This is a genomic window from Erwinia billingiae Eb661, from assembly GCF_000196615.1.
GTDB classification, from domain to species: domain Bacteria; phylum Pseudomonadota; class Gammaproteobacteria; order Enterobacterales; family Enterobacteriaceae; genus Erwinia; species Erwinia billingiae.
In genome coordinates this window covers 1,222,693-1,238,303 of record NC_014306.1, presented here as the reverse complement: position 1 = coordinate 1,238,303, position 15,611 = coordinate 1,222,693, and the positions used below count along the sequence as shown (strand labels likewise).

Genomic DNA, 15,611 nt, shown 5'->3' with positions numbered 1-15,611 from the left:
GCCAGGCCTGAAGCCGCTCACTTTGTCGCCTATAAAATGGATATTAAAAACAAATGTACATTTTTAAAGTAGCAAAGAGGATGCCAGGTTTTGGTGATGCGCCTCGAAAATCGCGGAAAGGTAAAATTAAGCAATTGATTAATATTATAAAATAGTTGGATTAATCGCGTATCAGGCGCACGGTAAGCCGTTAAGGCGTCTCGGCGAGGCAGCCGGTGAATAATGACTGGTGTGCTAAACGATCCATTATTGTGCAGCCTGCACCATGGCGATGCGCACGGCTTCGCTCCCCTGAAACTGAGGGGATATGGCATAATGGCGGTCTGTTCAGCGGGAGAGTGGGATTAAGGATGGTTAACGACAGTGACAGTTTGAAGGTGGAGGCCAGAGCGCCCGCGCGCTATGAAACCATTCGTCAGGTACTTGAAGATGCCATCGCTTCCCGCAAGGTTCCCCATGGCCTGGTACTGGTTGAAGGCCCGCTGGCCCAGCTGTTTGGCACCAGCCGCGTGCCGGTCCGCCAGGCACTGAGTTTGCTGCACGATCAGGGCTTGATCACCCGCTTTGAGGGCCGTGGCTTTATCGTTGCCCGGCAGAATGAAGAGGTTGAACCCCTGCGTATCGCCCTGACGCGCAGCGTGCTGGGACTGGATCAGCAGCGGGAACTGGTTGATACCCGCAGCACCGGCGAAAAACTGCTGCAAAGTTTGCAGGAAGCGCTCTCCACCTGCATGGTTTTCGGCCACTACCAGCTGAATGAAGCCCAGGCTGCCGAGTTCTATAACGTCAGCCGCAACAGCATCCGCGAAAGCCTGATGCGCCTGCGCGACAAAGGGCTGGTGGAAAAAGAGCCCTATTCCCAGTGGCTGGCAGGCCCGTTAACCGCCAGAGAGATCACCGATCATTATGAGATCCGCGCCAGCCTGGAATCTGCCGCGCTGCGTAAAGCCGCACCGCATCTGCCGCAGCAACAGATCCTCGACAATCTGCAACGGCTGGATCAGGTTGAAGGCAAACGGGTCAGCTCCGCCGAGCTGGAACTGGTCGAGGACGATCTGCATCTGTTTTGCCTGGAGCCTGCCGGCAACCGCACGATGATGGAGATCCTGCGGCAGAGCCAGTCACCGTTGATCGTCACGCGGATTTTTTATGAGATGCTGGCGATCCCGATTGATGACGCGATCGTCAAAGAACACCGTCTGGTGTATGAGATGCTGCTGAAGGGAAGCTGGGATTTGGCGGCGATGGGGCTGCGGGAGCATCTGGAACGTTCGCAGATCCGCACATTACAGAAGCTCAAGGTGCTCTCTGTGTTACCGGTGCCTGAACTGCCGCCCTACCTGCTGCGTTTAAGCTGAGATTCTGGCGGACAATCAGCCGGCCTTTTTGCTGTGGCAGCAGCCGGCAAGATCGTTAATGATCGGGCAATCGGCACTGTCGTCGCCAGGGCAGCTTGCCGCCAGCGCCAGCAAGCGTTCACGCATTCTGGTCAGTTCCTCAATATGCGACTCAATTTCCGCCACTTTGACCAGCGTTCTAGCCTTCACATCCGCGCTATGCCGCTGCGGATTATTGAACAGCGTCACCATCTCGCCGCACTCTTCCAGATTGAAACCCACCTGCCGGGCCTGGCGCAGTAGGGTCAGTTCTTCCAGGTGCTTCGCCGTGTAGCTGCGGTAGCCGTTTTCGCTGCGCAAGGGCGCGGTAACCAGACCTTTCTCTTCGTAAAATCGAATCGCTTTGCTGGTCAGCCCGGTTTTTTTCGCCACATCGCTGATATTCATCTTCTCTCCTTGACCTTCCCCTTGATGGAAGGTTTAACCTTCATTACTACTGTAAAACCCCATTGGGGTCAAACCGGATAACCAGGAGCTTACACCATGTCACAGACCACGTTATTGGCGCTGGATGGCTTAACCTGCGGCCACTGCGTAAAACGAGTCAAAGAGGCGCTGGAGCAACGTGCCGACGTTGAACAGGCCGACGTGTCGATCGCTGAAGCGCGTATCAGCGGCAGCGCTGACGCCAGCGAACTGATCGCCACCGTTGAACAGGCCGGGTATCACGCCAGCCTGGCGCAGGACGACAGCTTCCCAAAGGCTGAACCGCTGACAGCATCAGACACCCAGCCGGAAGCGCTGACAGCGGACTCCCACCAGCTTCCGGCGCCACAGGCCTCTTCAGCTGAAGCGGCCCCGCTCGCCCACGCTGAGCCGCTGACGGCATCAGCTGCACCTGCAGCGAGTTTTCACCTGCTGATTGATGGCATGAGCTGTGCCAGCTGCGTCAGTCGGGTGCAGAACGCGCTGCAACAGGTGAGCGGCGTCAGCCAGGCGCGGGTCAACCTTGCCGAGCGCAGTGCGCTGGTGATGGGCGATGCCGCCGCTGAGTCGCTGATCGATGCGGTGAAAAATGCCGGTTATACGGCAGAAATTATTGAAGATGACGTCGAACGGCGGGAAAAACAGCAGCAGACTGCCCGCCAGGCCGTTCGCCGTTTCCGCTGGCAGGCCGCACTTGCCCTGACGCTGGGCATTCCGCTGATGCTGTGGGGAATGGTCGGCGACAATATGATGCTGACCGACAGCAACCGCAATGGCTGGCTGGCCGTTGGCCTCACCACCTTGCTGGTAATGGTGCTGGCCGGCGGTCATTTCTATCGCAGCGCCTGGCGCAGCCTGCTAAAAGGCACCGCGACCATGGATACGCTGGTCGCGTTGGGAACCGCAGCCGCCTGGCTTTACTCCATTTCTGTGAACCTGTGGCCGGACTTTTTCCCGCCTCAGGCGCGCCATCTTTATTACGAAGCCAGCGCGATGATTATCGGCCTGATCAACCTCGGCCATATGCTGGAGCAACGCGCCCGGCAGCGCTCCTCAAAAGCGCTGGAGAAATTGCTCGATCTGACGCCGCCCACCGCGCGCGTGGTGACGGCAGACGGTGAACGCGTGCTGCCACTCAGTGACGTTCAGCCAGGCATGACGCTGCGTCTGACCACCGGCGATCGCGTCCCGGTTGACGGCACGCTCAGCCAGGGTGAAGCCTGGCTGGATGAAGCGATGCTGACCGGCGAAGCGATGCCGCAGCAGAAGGTGGCTGGCGACGAGATCCACGCGGGCACGCTGATGCAGGATGGCAGCGTGCTGTTCACCGCCAGCGCCGTCGGCAAAAACACCACCCTCGCAAGAATTATTCACAGCGTGCGCCAGGCACAAAGCAGCAAGCCGGAGATCGGTAAGCTGGCTGACCGCATTTCGGCGGTCTTTGTCCCGGCGGTGGTGGCTATCGCCCTGATCAGCGCCGCCATCTGGTACGTTGTTGGCCCGGCCCCGCAGGTGGTGTACACGCTGGTGATTGCCACCACCGTGCTGATTATCGCCTGCCCCTGTGCGCTGGGTCTGGCCACGCCGATGTCGATCATTGCCGGCGTTGGGCGTGCTGCCGAATTTGGTGTGCTGGTGCGGGATGCCGATGCACTGCAACGCGCCAGCACCCTTTCCACTCTGGTGTTTGATAAAACCGGCACCCTGACCGAAGGGACACCGCGCGTGGTCGACATCATGCTGTTTAATGGTGCCAATGAGCAGCAGGCGATCGGCTGGGCCGCCGCGCTGGAACAGGGTTCTTCCCATCCGCTGGCCCGCGCGTTGCAAGAAAAAGCCGGCGGGCAAACGCTGCCGACCGTTGAGCAATTCCGCACCCTTGCCGGTAAAGGCGTCAGCGGTAAGGTCAGCGGCGTTGAACTGTGGCTGGGCAACCGCGCGCTGATGGATCAGCAGCAGATCGACAGCGTAAGCCTGAACGCTCGGATCGATCGGCAGGCCGCCAAAGGCATAACGCCCGTGCTGCTGGCCGCCGATGGCAAAATTGTCGCGTTATTCTCAGTGCGCGATCCGCTGCGCAAAGAGAGCGTATCGGCGCTGAAACGCCTGCGTGAACGTGGTTATCAGCTGGTGATGCTGACCGGCGATAACGAAATTACTGCCCAGGCCATCGCCAGAGAAGCCGGTATGGACCGGGTGATCGCCGGGGTGTTGCCGGAAGGCAAAGCTGAGGCGATTCGCGCGCTGCAACAGCAGGGGCAGATTGTGGCGATGGTTGGGGATGGCATCAACGATGCGCCCGCCCTGGCCCAGGCCGATGTCGGCATTGCGATGGGCAGCGGCAGCGATGTGGCGATTGAAACGGCCGGCATCACCCTGATGCGCCACGATCTGAATGCGGTAGTCGATGCGCTGGCCATCGCCAAAGCCACCTTGCGCAATATGAAGCAGAATTTACTGGGCGCGTTTGTCTATAACGCCCTCGGCATTCCGATTGCCGCCGGCGTGCTTTATCCGTTGACCGGCACCCTGCTCAGCCCGGTGGTTGCGGGTGCCGCGATGGCGCTGTCTTCCATTACCGTGGTCAGCAACGCCAACCGACTGATCCGCTACCAGCCACCGGCTGAATAACGGATTTATCGCACGCCGGATCCGCCGTTTTTACCTGTTACTCAGCCAGTTAAAGCGTTAGCATGGCTGGCTAACTGACAAGGCGGAAAGTATGGGAAAACTATTGCGTAAGGCGGCATCTCTCTGGCGATTACTGTCGCCAGTGCGCTACGCCTACCCGGCACAGGATGTCACCACAGATCACAGTCAGCTGCATCTGGTCGGCAGTATTCATATGGGCACCCAGAATATGATGCCGCTGCCAGCGACCCTGCAGGCACAGCTTGAGCGGGCGGATGCGCTGATCGTTGAGGCGGATATCACCGGCAGCGCGTCCCCCTTTAGTGAAAGCGAAACCTGCCCACCGCTGGCAGAACGCCTGACGTCAGAGGAACTGACCCGGCTGCATCGCCTGTGTGACGAAGTGGCGATCAGCCCCGAAGCGATCGACACGCTGCCCGCCTGGCAGGTTGCGCTGATGCTTCAGGCGCAGCAGGCCCAGCGTCTGGGACTGCGGGCGGATTACGGTATCGACTTCCAGCTGCTGAAAGCGGCCCGCGCCTTACAAAAGCCGGTGATTGAACTGGAAGGCCCGGAAACGCAGCTGGCGCTGCTCAGAGCCCTGCCGGATAACGGCCTGACGCTGCTGCAGGACACACTGATCCACTGGCATACCAACGCGCGCCTGCTGCAAACCATGATTAGCTGGTGGCTGGAAAGCCCGCCGGGCCAGAAACAGACCGCGCTGCCGAGTACCTTTAACAGCGCGCTGAATGATGTGCTGATGCTGCAAAGGAATCAGCGCTGGGTACAAACGTTACGGGATTTGCCGCAAGGCAGGTATGTGGTGGCGGTGGGCGCACTGCACCTTTATGGCGAGGGCAATCTGCCCGATCTGCTGAAAAACAGATAAAAAAAAGGCCAATATTGCTATCGGCCCGTCAAAGAGGAATTTTTTTATGATTTTAGTTATCCGGTAGCAATCAGGTTGCCAGCGGGGGGCCGATTGTCGCTCAAAGCCTGAAATTTCGCCACTATTATTGTAGATATTGGGTCCAGCCAGACGCTTACAGAAGGACGTGAAGTATGACACCGGCAGTAAAACTTCTCGAAAAACAAAAGGTCAGCTTTCAGCTGCATGCCTACGAACATGACAGCAACGATACCCATTTTGGTGATGAGGCCGTACGTAAACTCAATCAAAATGCCGAACAGGTGTATAAAACCCTGCTGGTGTCGCTGAACGGCGATGGCAAAACGCTGGCGGTGGCCGTTACGCCGGTTGCCAGCCAGCTGGATTTGAAAAACGTGGCGAAAGCGCTGGGTGCGAAAAAGGTCGAGATGGCCGATCCACAGATTGCGCAGCGTACCACCGGTTATCTGCTGGGCGGGATCAGCCCGCTGGGGCAAAAGAAGCGGCTGCCAACGGTGATCGACAGCCTGGCGCAGCAGTTCCCGACCATTTTTGTTTCCGGCGGCAAGCGTGGGCTGGAAATTGAGCTCTCACCGCAGGATTTAGCCCAGCTGCTGAGCGCCACCTTCGCCGATATCGCCCGGCGCGACTGATCGCCGGTCAGTCCGCCGTCTGGGCCAGCAGCTGGTCAATCATCCATTGGCCTGCCGGTCCGGGCGGCGAACGCCGCGACCGGGCCACATCCACCGAAATTTTTTGCGGCCAGCCGGTAACCGGCAACTCGCTTAACACCTGATGGCCAAACTGCTCCACCAGCCAGCGCGGCAAAATACTCCAGCCAAATCCCTGTTCAGCCATCTCCAGCAACAACAGGTATGACGGTGCCGACCAAATCCCCTTCCCGCCCTGATAACGTTCATTCTCCACCCAGGTATTCAGACAGAGTTGACGCAGGGTTTTCAGCTCGGCTTCGGTGACCTTCGCTTTACTGGCCAACGGATGATCCTGATGCAGATAGATCGCCATCTGCGCTTCAACCTGCAGCCGCGAGGTGGCGATCTCTTCCGGGTAATCGGGCTGAACGCGGATCACGCCAATATGCGCCCGACCGGCCTGCAGCAGATCGATCACGTCGGCATCTTCGGCAATCATGCACTCAAATTCGATGTCGGGATAACGCGCATCCAGCCGTTTCAGCAGCGACTCGTGATAATCCGCCTGCCAGAAGTCCGAGATCGCAAGACTGAGGCACGGTTCCACCTCGCCTGCCAGCCTCACCGCCAGCTCATCCAGCTGCGCGCTGGCGTTAAGGATCTCCCTGACCTGCGCCAGCGCGCGTCGACCGTTTTCAGTCAGCACCGGCGAACGGGCATCACGGCTGAACAGGGAAAATCCCAAATCGGTTTCCAGATTAGCCACGGCAGTACTGATGGTGGACTGGCTTTTGCGCAGCGCCCTTGCAGCGGCAGAAAACGAACCGCTTTCGACGGTCTGCACAAAAGCTTGCAACGATTCCGGTGAATAACGCATTGATGTATCGATTTTCTAGATAGGTAGTCATTTTATCTTAGCAAAGAAAACGGGGAAAATAGCGTCCGGTAACAACTAAGGAGCATTTATGCGTACCAGAACACTGAAAGAACGTTTTTATCATGCCGCAGGCTTCGAGGTGCTGGCGATCCTGCTGGTGTCCCCTCTTGCCGCCTGGATCATGGAGAAGCCGCTGTTTCAGATGGGTGCGTTAGCCATCATGCTGTCCACCGTGGCGATGGGCTGGAACATCATTTATAACGCCGGTTTTGACCGACTGGTGCCGCCAACGGTGAAGCGCGGGCTGCTGCTGCGCGTCCTTCATGCGTTAGGCTTTGAGGGTGGCTTTATCGGTATTGGTTTGCCGATTGCGGCCTGGATGTTGGGGATTGGTCTCTGGCAGGCGTTTCTGCTGGAAGTCTCCTTCTTCCTGTTCTTCCTGCCGTACACCGTGGCCTATAACTGGGTTTACGACAGCCTGCGCGCCAGGTTGATCCAGCGCAGACAGTGCCAGGTTTAACCGGCAACGCGAAAAAACGGCACCGCCAGTTGGGGTGCCGTTTTTTTTCGTCTAACGCTGGGCGGTCTGGATTTTAAATAATTTCCACACCTTCGGCAGCAGCGGCTCGTCCTGCTCCGCCGGATCTTTTTTCTCTACCGGCGCCTCTTTCTGGTAGACGATTTCGCCTTTTGGCGCGAACGCCTCCGCATTCAGCGGCGAGTGATTCTGGATGTACTGCTTCAGCACTTCGGCATCGACAAATCCGGTATTCACATAGCCAGGCAGCTGATTGACCGGCGGATAACCATCGCCTCCGGTGGCGTTAAAACTCAGCGTGGCCATGCGGTACATTTTATCCGCCTGCAGCGGCTCACCGTTGATTTTAATCTCGCTGACGCCGGTGCCATAAGCCACCAGGCTGACGTTGGCGAACTGCGCGTAGGCCCCGGAATCCACCTGCTTATTGGCCACCACCGCCAGATATTTCTCGACGTCGCTGCCTTTCATCTCCACATAGGTCAGCGTATTGCCAAATGGCTGCACCTTCAGCACGTCTTTATAGGTAATGGTGCCGGACTCGATTGAATCACGCACGCCACCGCCGCTCATCACCGCAAAGTCGGCTTTGGTGCGTTCCATCTGAGACGCCAGGATCAGGCGGGAAAGGTTGGTCTGCACAAATCGTACCTTGCTGCGGTCACCTTCCAGATGGCCGTTAACGCTGCCGATTTTTACCCCCAACTGCGCTTCGCCTTTTTTCTGGAACGGCGTCAGTAACTTCATCATCGCCGGGTTTTTCGCGATTTCCTGGGTGTAGTTAATCCAGCTGACGCTGCCGTCGGCGTTGGTCACCTTGTGGCGTAGGTTGATTGGCACCAGTTCGTAATGTTCTAACGTTAATTTGCCATTGAGGAAAGTGAAGTCGGCACGGCCAATGTATTTGCCCCACTCATGCGCCTGCACAATCCAGGTGCCGTTTTGCTGGTCCGGCGTGCACGGCGTTCCCGGCACATAATCCTTCTGGCTGACGTTCTCTTTCGCCATGCAGACCGGATCCTGCGAGTGGCCGCCGACAATCATATTCAGATAGCCTGCCGGCAATTCACGCGCCATTTCCACATCGCCCGGCGCATTGGAACCGTGGTTACCGTTGTCGTAATGGCCCATATGCGTGGCGGCGATAATCACATCCGGCTTCTCTTTCTTCCTCAGCGCTTCCACCACTTCTTTGGCTTCAGTGGCGGGCTTGCGGAATTCCATGTCGGTGAAGTATTCCGGGTTGCCAATTTTTGCGGTGTCGTCGGTTGTCAGACCAATCACCGCAATTTTCAGGCCCATACGGTTAAATAACGCGTAAGGCTGAAACAGGCGTTTGCCGGTGCTTTTCTGATAGATATTGGCCGAGAGCAGCGGGAATTTGGCCCATTTCTGCTGCTGGCGCAGCACCGACAGGGGATTATCAAATTCATGGTTGCCAATCGCCATCGCGTCATAGCCCACCAGATTCATGCCGCGGAAATCCGGCTCCGCATCCTGCAGGTCGGATTCCGGCACGCCGGTATTGATATCGCCGCCAGAAAGGATCAGCACCTGGCCGCCGTGGGCCTGAACGTCATAACGAATTTCATCCATCATGGTTTTCTGCGCGGCCAGGCCATATTCATCGTGCTCGTTCTGCCAGAAGTGTCCATGGTGGTCGTTGGTGTGCAGCACGGTGAATTTATACACCCGATCCTTCACATAGGCCTGGGCCACCAGCGGCAGGCTTAGCATCAGGAAGGTCAGGGCTGGCACCAGCCTTTTATTTAATGAAAGCACAACGAATCTCCTTGTTATGAATGGGTCGCGCGGTATCGCGTAAACTGAATGTCAAAAATTAACGGCGGTTTTGTCATTTATTTGTGACTATTTATCGATTATGCCGCAGGATAACTGAGCGGGATAATAATTAGCCTTCTTACTGCTCCTCCAACCCTTCGAACGAACAGGTTTTCTCATGGCCAGCGAACAAATACTGTCTTCTGCTTCTTCTGCCCCAGCCAGGACGTCATTTGGCATTCTTGGCGCCATCAGCGTGGCCCATCTGCTGAACGATATGATCCAGTCACTGATTCTGGCGATCTATCCGCTACTGCAAACGGAGTTTACCCTCAGCTTTGTGCAGGTGGGCCTTATAACCCTGACTTTCCAGGTCACCGCCTCGCTGCTGCAGCCGGTGATCGGTTACTACACCGATAAACATCCGCAGCCGTGGTCGCTGCCGATCGGCATGGGATTCACGCTGGGCGGCCTGATCCTGCTGGCGCTGGCAACGAACTTCCCCACCATTCTTCTGGCGGCGGCGCTGGTCGGTACCGGCTCTTCGGTGTTTCACCCCGAATCGTCCCGCGTGGCGCGAATGGCGTCCGGTGGGCGACATGGCCTGGCACAGTCCCTGTTCCAGGTGGGCGGAAACTTCGGCAGTTCCCTCGGCCCGCTGCTGGCTGCGCTGATCATCGCACCCTACGGCCGCGGTAACGTCGCCTGGTTCACCCTCGCCGCGCTGCTGGCGATCGTCGTGCTGCTGCAAATCAGCCGCTGGTATCAGGCTCAGCATCGGGTGGCAAAAAGCAAGGCGATGCCGACAGAGGTGACAACCTTACCACGCAAAAAAGTGGCCTTCGCTATCTCAATACTGCTGGTGCTGATCTTCTCAAAATATTTCTATCTGACCAGCCTCAGCAGCTATTACACCTTCTACCTGATGCAGAAGTTTGGCCTGACGGTTCAGAGTGCCCAGTTCCACCTGTTTGCCTTTTTATTCGCGGTCGCCGCCGGGACGGTGATCGGCGGGCCCATCGGTGACAAGGTGGGCCGTAAGCGGGTGATCTGGGTATCGATCCTCGGCGTGGCCCCGTTTACCCTGCTGCTGCCGCATGTGTCGTTGTGGTGGACCGGTGTGCTGTCGGCCATTATCGGCTTTGTGCTCGCCTCCGCCTTCTCGGCCATTCTGGTCTACGCCCAGGAACTGATGCCGGGCCGGATTGGCATGGTTTCCGGCCTGTTCTTCGGCTTCGCTTTCGGCATGGGCGGCCTGGGCGCGGCGGTGCTGGGCGTGGTTGCCGATCACAGCAGCATTAATACTGTCTATCAAATCTGTGCTTACCTGCCACTTCTCGGTATTCTGACCATATTCCTGCCTGATAACCGGGCTAAATAACCCTTCCCGGCGCAGATAATTGCGATCTGCGCCGCTTAATTTCTGCCACAAATCAAGCTTCCACCCCGATAACTCACAGAAATCACACTTCTGTGCGATTCCGGCTAAGGAATTGCAGTTTATTGCCGTTATAACCCTTTATATCAAGCAGTGTGATCAATTATGTTATACGCTTAATATTACAACCGGACACATTTTCACACAGGAGAGAGGCATGCACCACACCACACCGCTTATCACCACCATTGTGGGAGGCCTCGTTCTCGCCTTCCTCTTTGGTATGCTGGCAAATCGCCTGCGAATTTCTCCTCTGGTTGGCTATCTGTTAGCGGGTGTGCTGGCCGGTCCTTTCACCCCTGGCTTTGTTGCCGATACCAACCTGGCACCGGAACTGGCGGAACTGGGTGTGATCCTGCTGATGTTCGGCGTCGGCCTGCATTTCTCGATGAAGGATTTGATGGCGGTAAAGGCCATCGCCATTCCCGGCGCAATCGCGCAGATTGCCGTGGCGACACTGCTGGGAATGGGGCTTTCATGGGCGATGGGCTGGCCGTGGTTAACCGGCCTGGTGTTCGGTCTGTGTCTTTCAACGGCCAGTACCGTGGTATTGCTGCGTGCGTTGGAAGAGCGTCAGTTAATTGACAGCCAGCGGGGGCAAATTGCTATCGGCTGGTTGATTGTGGAAGATTTAGTGATGGTGCTGGCGCTGGTGCTGCTGCCCGCCATTGCCGGTATGTTCGAAGAAGGCAACGCCAGCATCAGCATGGTGTTGTATGACCTGCTGATCACCATCGGCAAAGTCGTGGCCTTTATGGTGCTGATGATGGTGGTGGGTCGCCGCGTGGTGCCGTGGATCCTCGCCCGCAGCGCGGCAACCGGTTCCCGCGAACTGTTTACCCTCGCTGTGCTCGCCCTGGCGCTGGGCATTGCTCTCGGTGCGGTGGAATTTTTCGATGTCTCCTTTGCCCTTGGCGCCTTCTTCGCAGGCATGGTGCTGAATGAGTCGGAACTCAGCCACCGTGCGGCCCATGACACCCTGCCATTACGCGATGCCTTTGCGGTGCTGTTCTTTGTCTCTGTCGGCATGCTGTTCGACCCGATGATCCTGCTGAAAGAGCCGCTGGCGGTGATTGGCGTGTTGGCGATTATCGTGCTGGGTAAATCGCTGGCGGCGTTGGTGCTGGTCAGGATGTTTGGCCACTCACGCCGCACGGCCTTAACCATTTCCGTCAGCCTTGCGCAGATTGGTGAGTTCGCCTTTATCCTTGCCGGACTCGGGATCTCCCTTAACCTGTTAACCGGCGAAGGACGCAATCTGGTGCTGGCAGGGGCGATCCTGTCGATTATGCTCAACCCGATCCTGTTTACCCTGTTGCAGAGTTACCTGAATAAAACCGAGACGCTGGACGATCAGGTGATCGAAGAAGCCATTGAGGAAGAGAAGCAGATCCCGGTCGATCTCTGTAATCACGCCATTGTGGTGGGTTTTGGTCGCGTCGGCAGTCTGTTGGGGAAAAAGCTGATCGAGGAAGGCGTGCCGATCGTGGTGGTCGAGAACAGCCGTCCGCGCGTTGAGGCTTTGAGAGAACAAGGGATCAGCGCGGTGTTGGGCAATGCGGCCCGCGTCGACACCATGGAATTAGCGCGGCTGGACTGCGCACGCTGGCTGCTACTGACCATTCCCAATGGCTATGAAGCGGGCGAGATTGTCACCGCCGCACGCGAGAAACGGCCTAATATCGAGATTATTGCCCGCGCCCATCATGATGATGAAGTGAGCTATATCATTGAACGAGGTGCCGATCAGGTGGTGATGGGAGAGCGCGAGATTGCCAGCAGTATGCATACGCTGATGCACACCAGTCTGAGTGAATTGCCACGAGAGTGTCCGATCTGACTGGCCTTCCCCGCCGGCCGGATAGCCAGCGGGGAAAATCGTTAGCGTTCCCAGTAGGACTCTTCCAGGCTGTCCTCACGCTCCGGCAAGCCACGAGAAAGCCGGGGAGAATGCTGATTAAGCACCTGATAGCTGACGCGGTTGGCGTATTTACACACCTGGGCCAGTGACGAATAGGTCAGATAGTTGCGGCCATGCTTGCTGGAGTTGGGCACATTCAGACGGTGATAATTATTGGCGGTGATATCGTGCAGCATCGCCGCCAGCGCACCGTCTCCCGCACCGTTGGTGTTCATGATTTTCTCCGGGCCGCCCATATAAGGCGCAATGTGCGAGAAAATCTTCAACGGCTGCTCACAGTCCTGATGGCGCATCGCGCGGCTGAATTCGTACTGGTTGAATTCGGGGATCGCACCAGGCAGCAAAGGATGCTGGGTGACGCGTTTGCCCTCTTCTTCGGTATATCCCGCCATAAACAGGCCGTTTGGTCCGGCGGTACACAACACCAAATCCACCCAGTCCAGCGCCATATTCGACGCCATCAGCGGATCGCTGAGCCCGGTCAGCGCTTCCGCTTCCTCTTCATTCATCGCCAGAATCGAAACGTGTTCACGCAGGAACGCCTGCCAGAACTCGGGCTTATCGCCAATGACATATTTGGTGCCCAGCGTTAACACCACCGGCACGTTATGCTTTTTGGCAAAGCCGATCGCTTCCATCGTGGCTTCCGGCATCGGCTCGCCCGGCGCGCAGCGCACCAGATACGAGGTTAAAACCAGCGCAGAGGCACCGGCAATCACCTCTTCCGGGATGCTTTCTTTCTTCAGCTGATTCATCAGGCCGGGGCTGATGGCGAAGGTACGTTCGCCATTTTCCCCAATCAGGGTAAAGCAGCGACCGATGGCCCCGTCGACGCCCTGCAGGTAGTTCAGGTCAGTGCGGCTGGAGGTGTTGCACAGATAGCGATAGGCATAGCTGCCAATCTGCACGTTGCGGCACATCACGCCCAGCAGCACCGAACGGTCATCCGCCAGCACCGAATAGTTGTGCAGCGTATTGCCGATGGTGCCACCCGCAAACTGATGGGTGATCAGGTTTTCCCGGGTTAACTCTGCATAGAGCGCTTCCGCCACGTCATCGGCGATGACCAGCGAGTGACCGCTGCTCAGGCCATAACGCGCCACAAAGTCATCATCGACGTTGGCTTCAATGTCCACCAGCGTCTGATCGATGCCGACGATCCAGCTGCCGGAGACCTCCTGTTCAGGCTGCGCGATTTGCAGCAGAGGATCGCGCGCGCTGACCGGGAAGTAGTGTTTAGATTTACGCTTGCCGGGAAATTTCATTCGGCTATCTCCGCCCGTTGACCAACTCAACCATCATATCGATATGCAATTCATCATCGTTCAGGGCTGGAATGTATTCAAATTTAGTGCCGCCCGCGTGGATAAAGAACTCCTTGTTCTCCTCACTGATCTCTTCCAGCGTCTCAAGGCAGTCTGAAGAGAAGCCCGGGCTCATGATCTGTACATGCTTAATGCCTTTTGCCGGCAGCGACTTCATCGTCTCATCGGTGTAAGGCATCAGCCAGGGTTCACGACCAAAGCGGGACTGGAAGGTGAGCATCGCATTCTGATCGGTCAGACCCAGCGAGGCGGTCAGCGCATCATAGGTGTCATGGCAACGTTTAGGGTAATCATCGCCTTCATCGGCAAAGCGCTGCGGAATACCATGGAAAGACATCACCAGCAGATCGGGTTTGCCGTGGGTGGCAAAAGAGCGCTCAACGGAGGCTTTCAGCGCCGCAATATAGGCCGGATGTTCGGCATAATCGCGAATAAAGTCCACGGATGGCAAGCTGCGATAACCAGCGAACACGCTGGTAATGCCATCCCAAACCGCGGCAACGGTTGAACAGGAGAACTGTGGATAGAGCGGCAGGACGATCAGGCGGTTAATGCCCTGCGCCATCAGGCTGTCCAGCGCGCTTTTCAGGCTGGGGTTGCCGTAACTCATGCCAAGTTCAACCGGCATATCCAGTCGGGCTGCCAGCGCAGCACGCTGCCGCTTGCTGTAAACCATCAGCGGGGAGCCTTCGTCCATCCATACCGAGGCATACAGTTTGGAGACGCGCGGAGAGCGGATCGGCAGGATCGCACCGTTAAGGATCGGCCACCACAACCAACGCGGCGTATCGACCACGCGCGGATCGCTGAGGAATTGTTTCAGGTAGCGTTTTACAGCAGGCGTGGTGGGTGCATCAGGTGTGCCTAAGTTCACCAACAGCACGCCGGGTTTATCTTGCCGCATTATTATTCCTTATCTGGGCATCTTGGGTGATGTAAACGAGACTTATTCTAGCGGAAAATGGCGGGGGGAAAACCAATTGCTGTAGTAGGAGCCAGACAAGGCCTGGCCCCTGAGAAATTAACCGAGGATTTTAGCCAGCTCTGCGCTGACTTCAGACACTTTACGGGTGCCGTCGATTTTGTGATACGCGGTGTGGCCTTCTGCGGCTTCTTTGCTGTAGTAAGCAATCAGCGGCGCGGTCATCTGATGGTATTCGACCAGACGCTTACGCACGGTCTCTTCCTGATCGTCCTTACGCGTGGTCAGCTCTTCGCCGGTCACGTCATCTTTGCCTTCCACTTTTGGTGGATTGAAGTTGACGTGATAAACGCGGCCAGAAGGCGCATGAACGCGACGACCCACAATGCGTTCAACAATCAGTTCGTCTGGTACAGCAAATTCCAGCACGTTGTCGACTTTGATACCCGCGTCCTTCATGGCATCAGCCTGAGGAATGGTGCGAGGGAAGCCGTCTAACAGGAAACCGTTGCGGCAGTCTTCCTGAGCGATACGCTCTTTGACCAGCGCAATAACCAGTTCGTCGGTGACCAGTTTACCGGCGTCCATGATCTCTTTGGCTTGTTTACCCAGTTCGCTGCCTGCTTTCACTGCTGCACGCAACATGTCACCCGTGGAGATTTGCGGAATACCGTATTTCTCCATAATGAACTGAGCCTGAGTCCCCTTACCTGCACCCGGTGCACCGAGCAGAATAATACGCATTGCGTAAATCCCCTTGCGAATCGCTTAAATGATCTATTTATCCAAGCCTGGAACCATACCATTAT

At 57.0% G+C, this 15,611-nt stretch carries 13 protein-coding genes; 7 read left to right on the top strand and 6 right to left on the bottom strand.

What is annotated here, in order from left to right:
* Positions 1-350: 350 nt before the first annotated feature.
* On the top strand, positions 351-1,358 hold the full coding sequence (locus EBC_RS07000) for a GntR family transcriptional regulator (protein WP_013201093.1): 1,008 nt from the start codon (positions 351-353) through the stop codon (positions 1,356-1,358).
* Positions 1,359-1,373: 15 nt separating this feature from the next.
* On the opposite strand, the gene cueR is transcribed toward EBC_RS07000, so the two are convergent.
* The gene (gene cueR, locus EBC_RS06995; protein WP_013201092.1) at positions 1,374-1,784 is read right to left on the bottom strand and encodes a Cu(I)-responsive transcriptional regulator; all 411 of its coding nucleotides are present in this window, start codon (positions 1,782-1,784) and stop codon (positions 1,374-1,376) included.
* A gap of 96 nt (positions 1,785-1,880) precedes the next feature.
* On the opposite strand from cueR, the gene copA reads away from it, so the two are divergent.
* The 3 genes from copA to ybaK all read left to right on the top strand — a co-directional run bounded on the left by copA (position 1,881) and on the right by ybaK (position 5,999).
* Positions 1,881-4,454 carry a copper-exporting P-type ATPase CopA gene (gene copA / locus EBC_RS06990; RefSeq protein ID WP_013201091.1) on the top strand — a complete coding sequence of 858 codons (2,574 nt, stop codon included), beginning with the start codon at positions 1,881-1,883 and terminating at the stop codon, positions 4,452-4,454.
* A gap of 91 nt (positions 4,455-4,545) precedes the next feature.
* Positions 4,546-5,346: a TraB/GumN family protein gene (locus tag EBC_RS06985; protein ID WP_013201090.1), complete on the top strand. Its 801-nt coding sequence runs from the start codon at positions 4,546-4,548 to the stop codon at positions 5,344-5,346.
* Between the two features lie 173 nt (positions 5,347-5,519).
* Positions 5,520-5,999 carry a Cys-tRNA(Pro)/Cys-tRNA(Cys) deacylase YbaK gene (ybaK, locus tag EBC_RS06980; protein ID WP_013201089.1) on the top strand — a complete coding sequence of 160 codons (480 nt, stop codon included), beginning with the start codon at positions 5,520-5,522 and terminating at the stop codon, positions 5,997-5,999.
* 7 nt (positions 6,000-6,006) lie between these two features.
* Here the strand turns inward: ybaK and EBC_RS06975 are convergent, their stop codons facing one another.
* On the bottom strand, positions 6,007-6,876 hold the full coding sequence (locus tag EBC_RS06975) for a LysR family transcriptional regulator (RefSeq protein WP_013201088.1): 870 nt from the start codon (positions 6,874-6,876) through the stop codon (positions 6,007-6,009).
* An 88-nt stretch (positions 6,877-6,964) separates the two neighbouring features.
* Here EBC_RS06975 and EBC_RS06970 point away from each other — a divergent pair, with 88 nt between their 5' ends.
* On the top strand, positions 6,965-7,396 hold the full coding sequence (locus EBC_RS06970; protein WP_013201087.1) for a multidrug/biocide efflux PACE transporter: 432 nt from the start codon (positions 6,965-6,967) through the stop codon (positions 7,394-7,396).
* Between the two features lie 51 nt (positions 7,397-7,447).
* Here the strand turns inward: EBC_RS06970 and ushA are convergent, their stop codons facing one another.
* Positions 7,448-9,151, bottom strand: a complete 1,704-nt coding sequence (gene ushA, locus EBC_RS06965; RefSeq protein ID WP_013201086.1) for a bifunctional UDP-sugar hydrolase/5'-nucleotidase UshA — start codon at positions 9,149-9,151, stop codon at positions 7,448-7,450.
* A 223-nt stretch (positions 9,152-9,374) separates the two neighbouring features.
* Between ushA and EBC_RS06960 the strand changes: the two genes are divergently transcribed.
* Complete coding sequence (locus EBC_RS06960) at positions 9,375-10,577, top strand: MFS transporter (protein WP_013201085.1); 1,203 nt, start codon at positions 9,375-9,377, stop codon at positions 10,575-10,577.
* 214 nt (positions 10,578-10,791) lie between these two features.
* Positions 10,792-12,474 (top strand): YbaL family putative K(+) efflux transporter, encoded by a 1,683-nt coding sequence (gene ybaL / locus EBC_RS06955; RefSeq protein WP_013201084.1) that lies wholly within the window; start codon positions 10,792-10,794, stop codon positions 12,472-12,474.
* A 41-nt stretch (positions 12,475-12,515) separates the two neighbouring features.
* Here the strand turns inward: ybaL and EBC_RS06950 are convergent, their stop codons facing one another.
* From EBC_RS06950 to adk, 3 genes are all read right to left on the bottom strand, one after another.
* Positions 12,516-13,820 carry an inosine/guanosine kinase gene (locus EBC_RS06950; protein ID WP_013201083.1) on the bottom strand — a complete coding sequence of 435 codons (1,305 nt, stop codon included), beginning with the start codon at positions 13,818-13,820 and terminating at the stop codon, positions 12,516-12,518.
* A 4-nt stretch (positions 13,821-13,824) separates the two neighbouring features.
* Positions 13,825-14,784, bottom strand: coding sequence for a ferrochelatase (hemH, locus tag EBC_RS06945; RefSeq protein ID WP_013201082.1), 960 nt, complete (start codon positions 14,782-14,784; stop codon positions 13,825-13,827).
* Between the two features lie 117 nt (positions 14,785-14,901).
* The gene (gene adk, locus EBC_RS06940) at positions 14,902-15,546 is read right to left on the bottom strand and encodes an adenylate kinase (RefSeq protein ID WP_013201081.1); all 645 of its coding nucleotides are present in this window, start codon (positions 15,544-15,546) and stop codon (positions 14,902-14,904) included.
* Between the last annotated feature and the right edge of the window lie 65 nt (positions 15,547-15,611).

What these genes read in the sequence shown, in the direction of transcription:
- EBC_RS07000 (WP_013201093.1), top strand. Translation starts at nt 351, where the DNA reads ATGGTTAACGACAGTGACAGTTTGAAGGTGGAGGCCAGAGCGCCCGCG.
- cueR (WP_013201092.1), bottom strand. Translation starts at nt 1,784, where the DNA reads ATGAATATCAGCGATGTGGCGAAAAAAACCGGGCTGACCAGCAAAGCG.
- copA (WP_013201091.1), top strand. Translation starts at nt 1,881, where the DNA reads ATGTCACAGACCACGTTATTGGCGCTGGATGGCTTAACCTGCGGCCAC.
- EBC_RS06985 (WP_013201090.1), top strand. Translation starts at nt 4,546, where the DNA reads ATGGGAAAACTATTGCGTAAGGCGGCATCTCTCTGGCGATTACTGTCG.
- ybaK (WP_013201089.1), top strand. Translation starts at nt 5,520, where the DNA reads ATGACACCGGCAGTAAAACTTCTCGAAAAACAAAAGGTCAGCTTTCAG.
- EBC_RS06975 (WP_013201088.1), bottom strand. Translation starts at nt 6,876, where the DNA reads ATGCGTTATTCACCGGAATCGTTGCAAGCTTTTGTGCAGACCGTCGAA.
- EBC_RS06970 (WP_013201087.1), top strand. Translation starts at nt 6,965, where the DNA reads ATGCGTACCAGAACACTGAAAGAACGTTTTTATCATGCCGCAGGCTTC.
- ushA (WP_013201086.1), bottom strand. Translation starts at nt 9,151, where the DNA reads ATGCTAAGCCTGCCGCTGGTGGCCCAGGCCTATGTGAAGGATCGGGTG.
- EBC_RS06960 (WP_013201085.1), top strand. Translation starts at nt 9,375, where the DNA reads ATGGCCAGCGAACAAATACTGTCTTCTGCTTCTTCTGCCCCAGCCAGG.
- ybaL (WP_013201084.1), top strand. Translation starts at nt 10,792, where the DNA reads ATGCACCACACCACACCGCTTATCACCACCATTGTGGGAGGCCTCGTT.
- EBC_RS06950 (WP_013201083.1), bottom strand. Translation starts at nt 13,820, where the DNA reads ATGAAATTTCCCGGCAAGCGTAAATCTAAACACTACTTCCCGGTCAGC.
- hemH (WP_013201082.1), bottom strand. Translation starts at nt 14,784, where the DNA reads ATGCGGCAAGATAAACCCGGCGTGCTGTTGGTGAACTTAGGCACACCT.
- adk (WP_013201081.1), bottom strand. Translation starts at nt 15,546, where the DNA reads ATGCGTATTATTCTGCTCGGTGCACCGGGTGCAGGTAAGGGGACTCAG.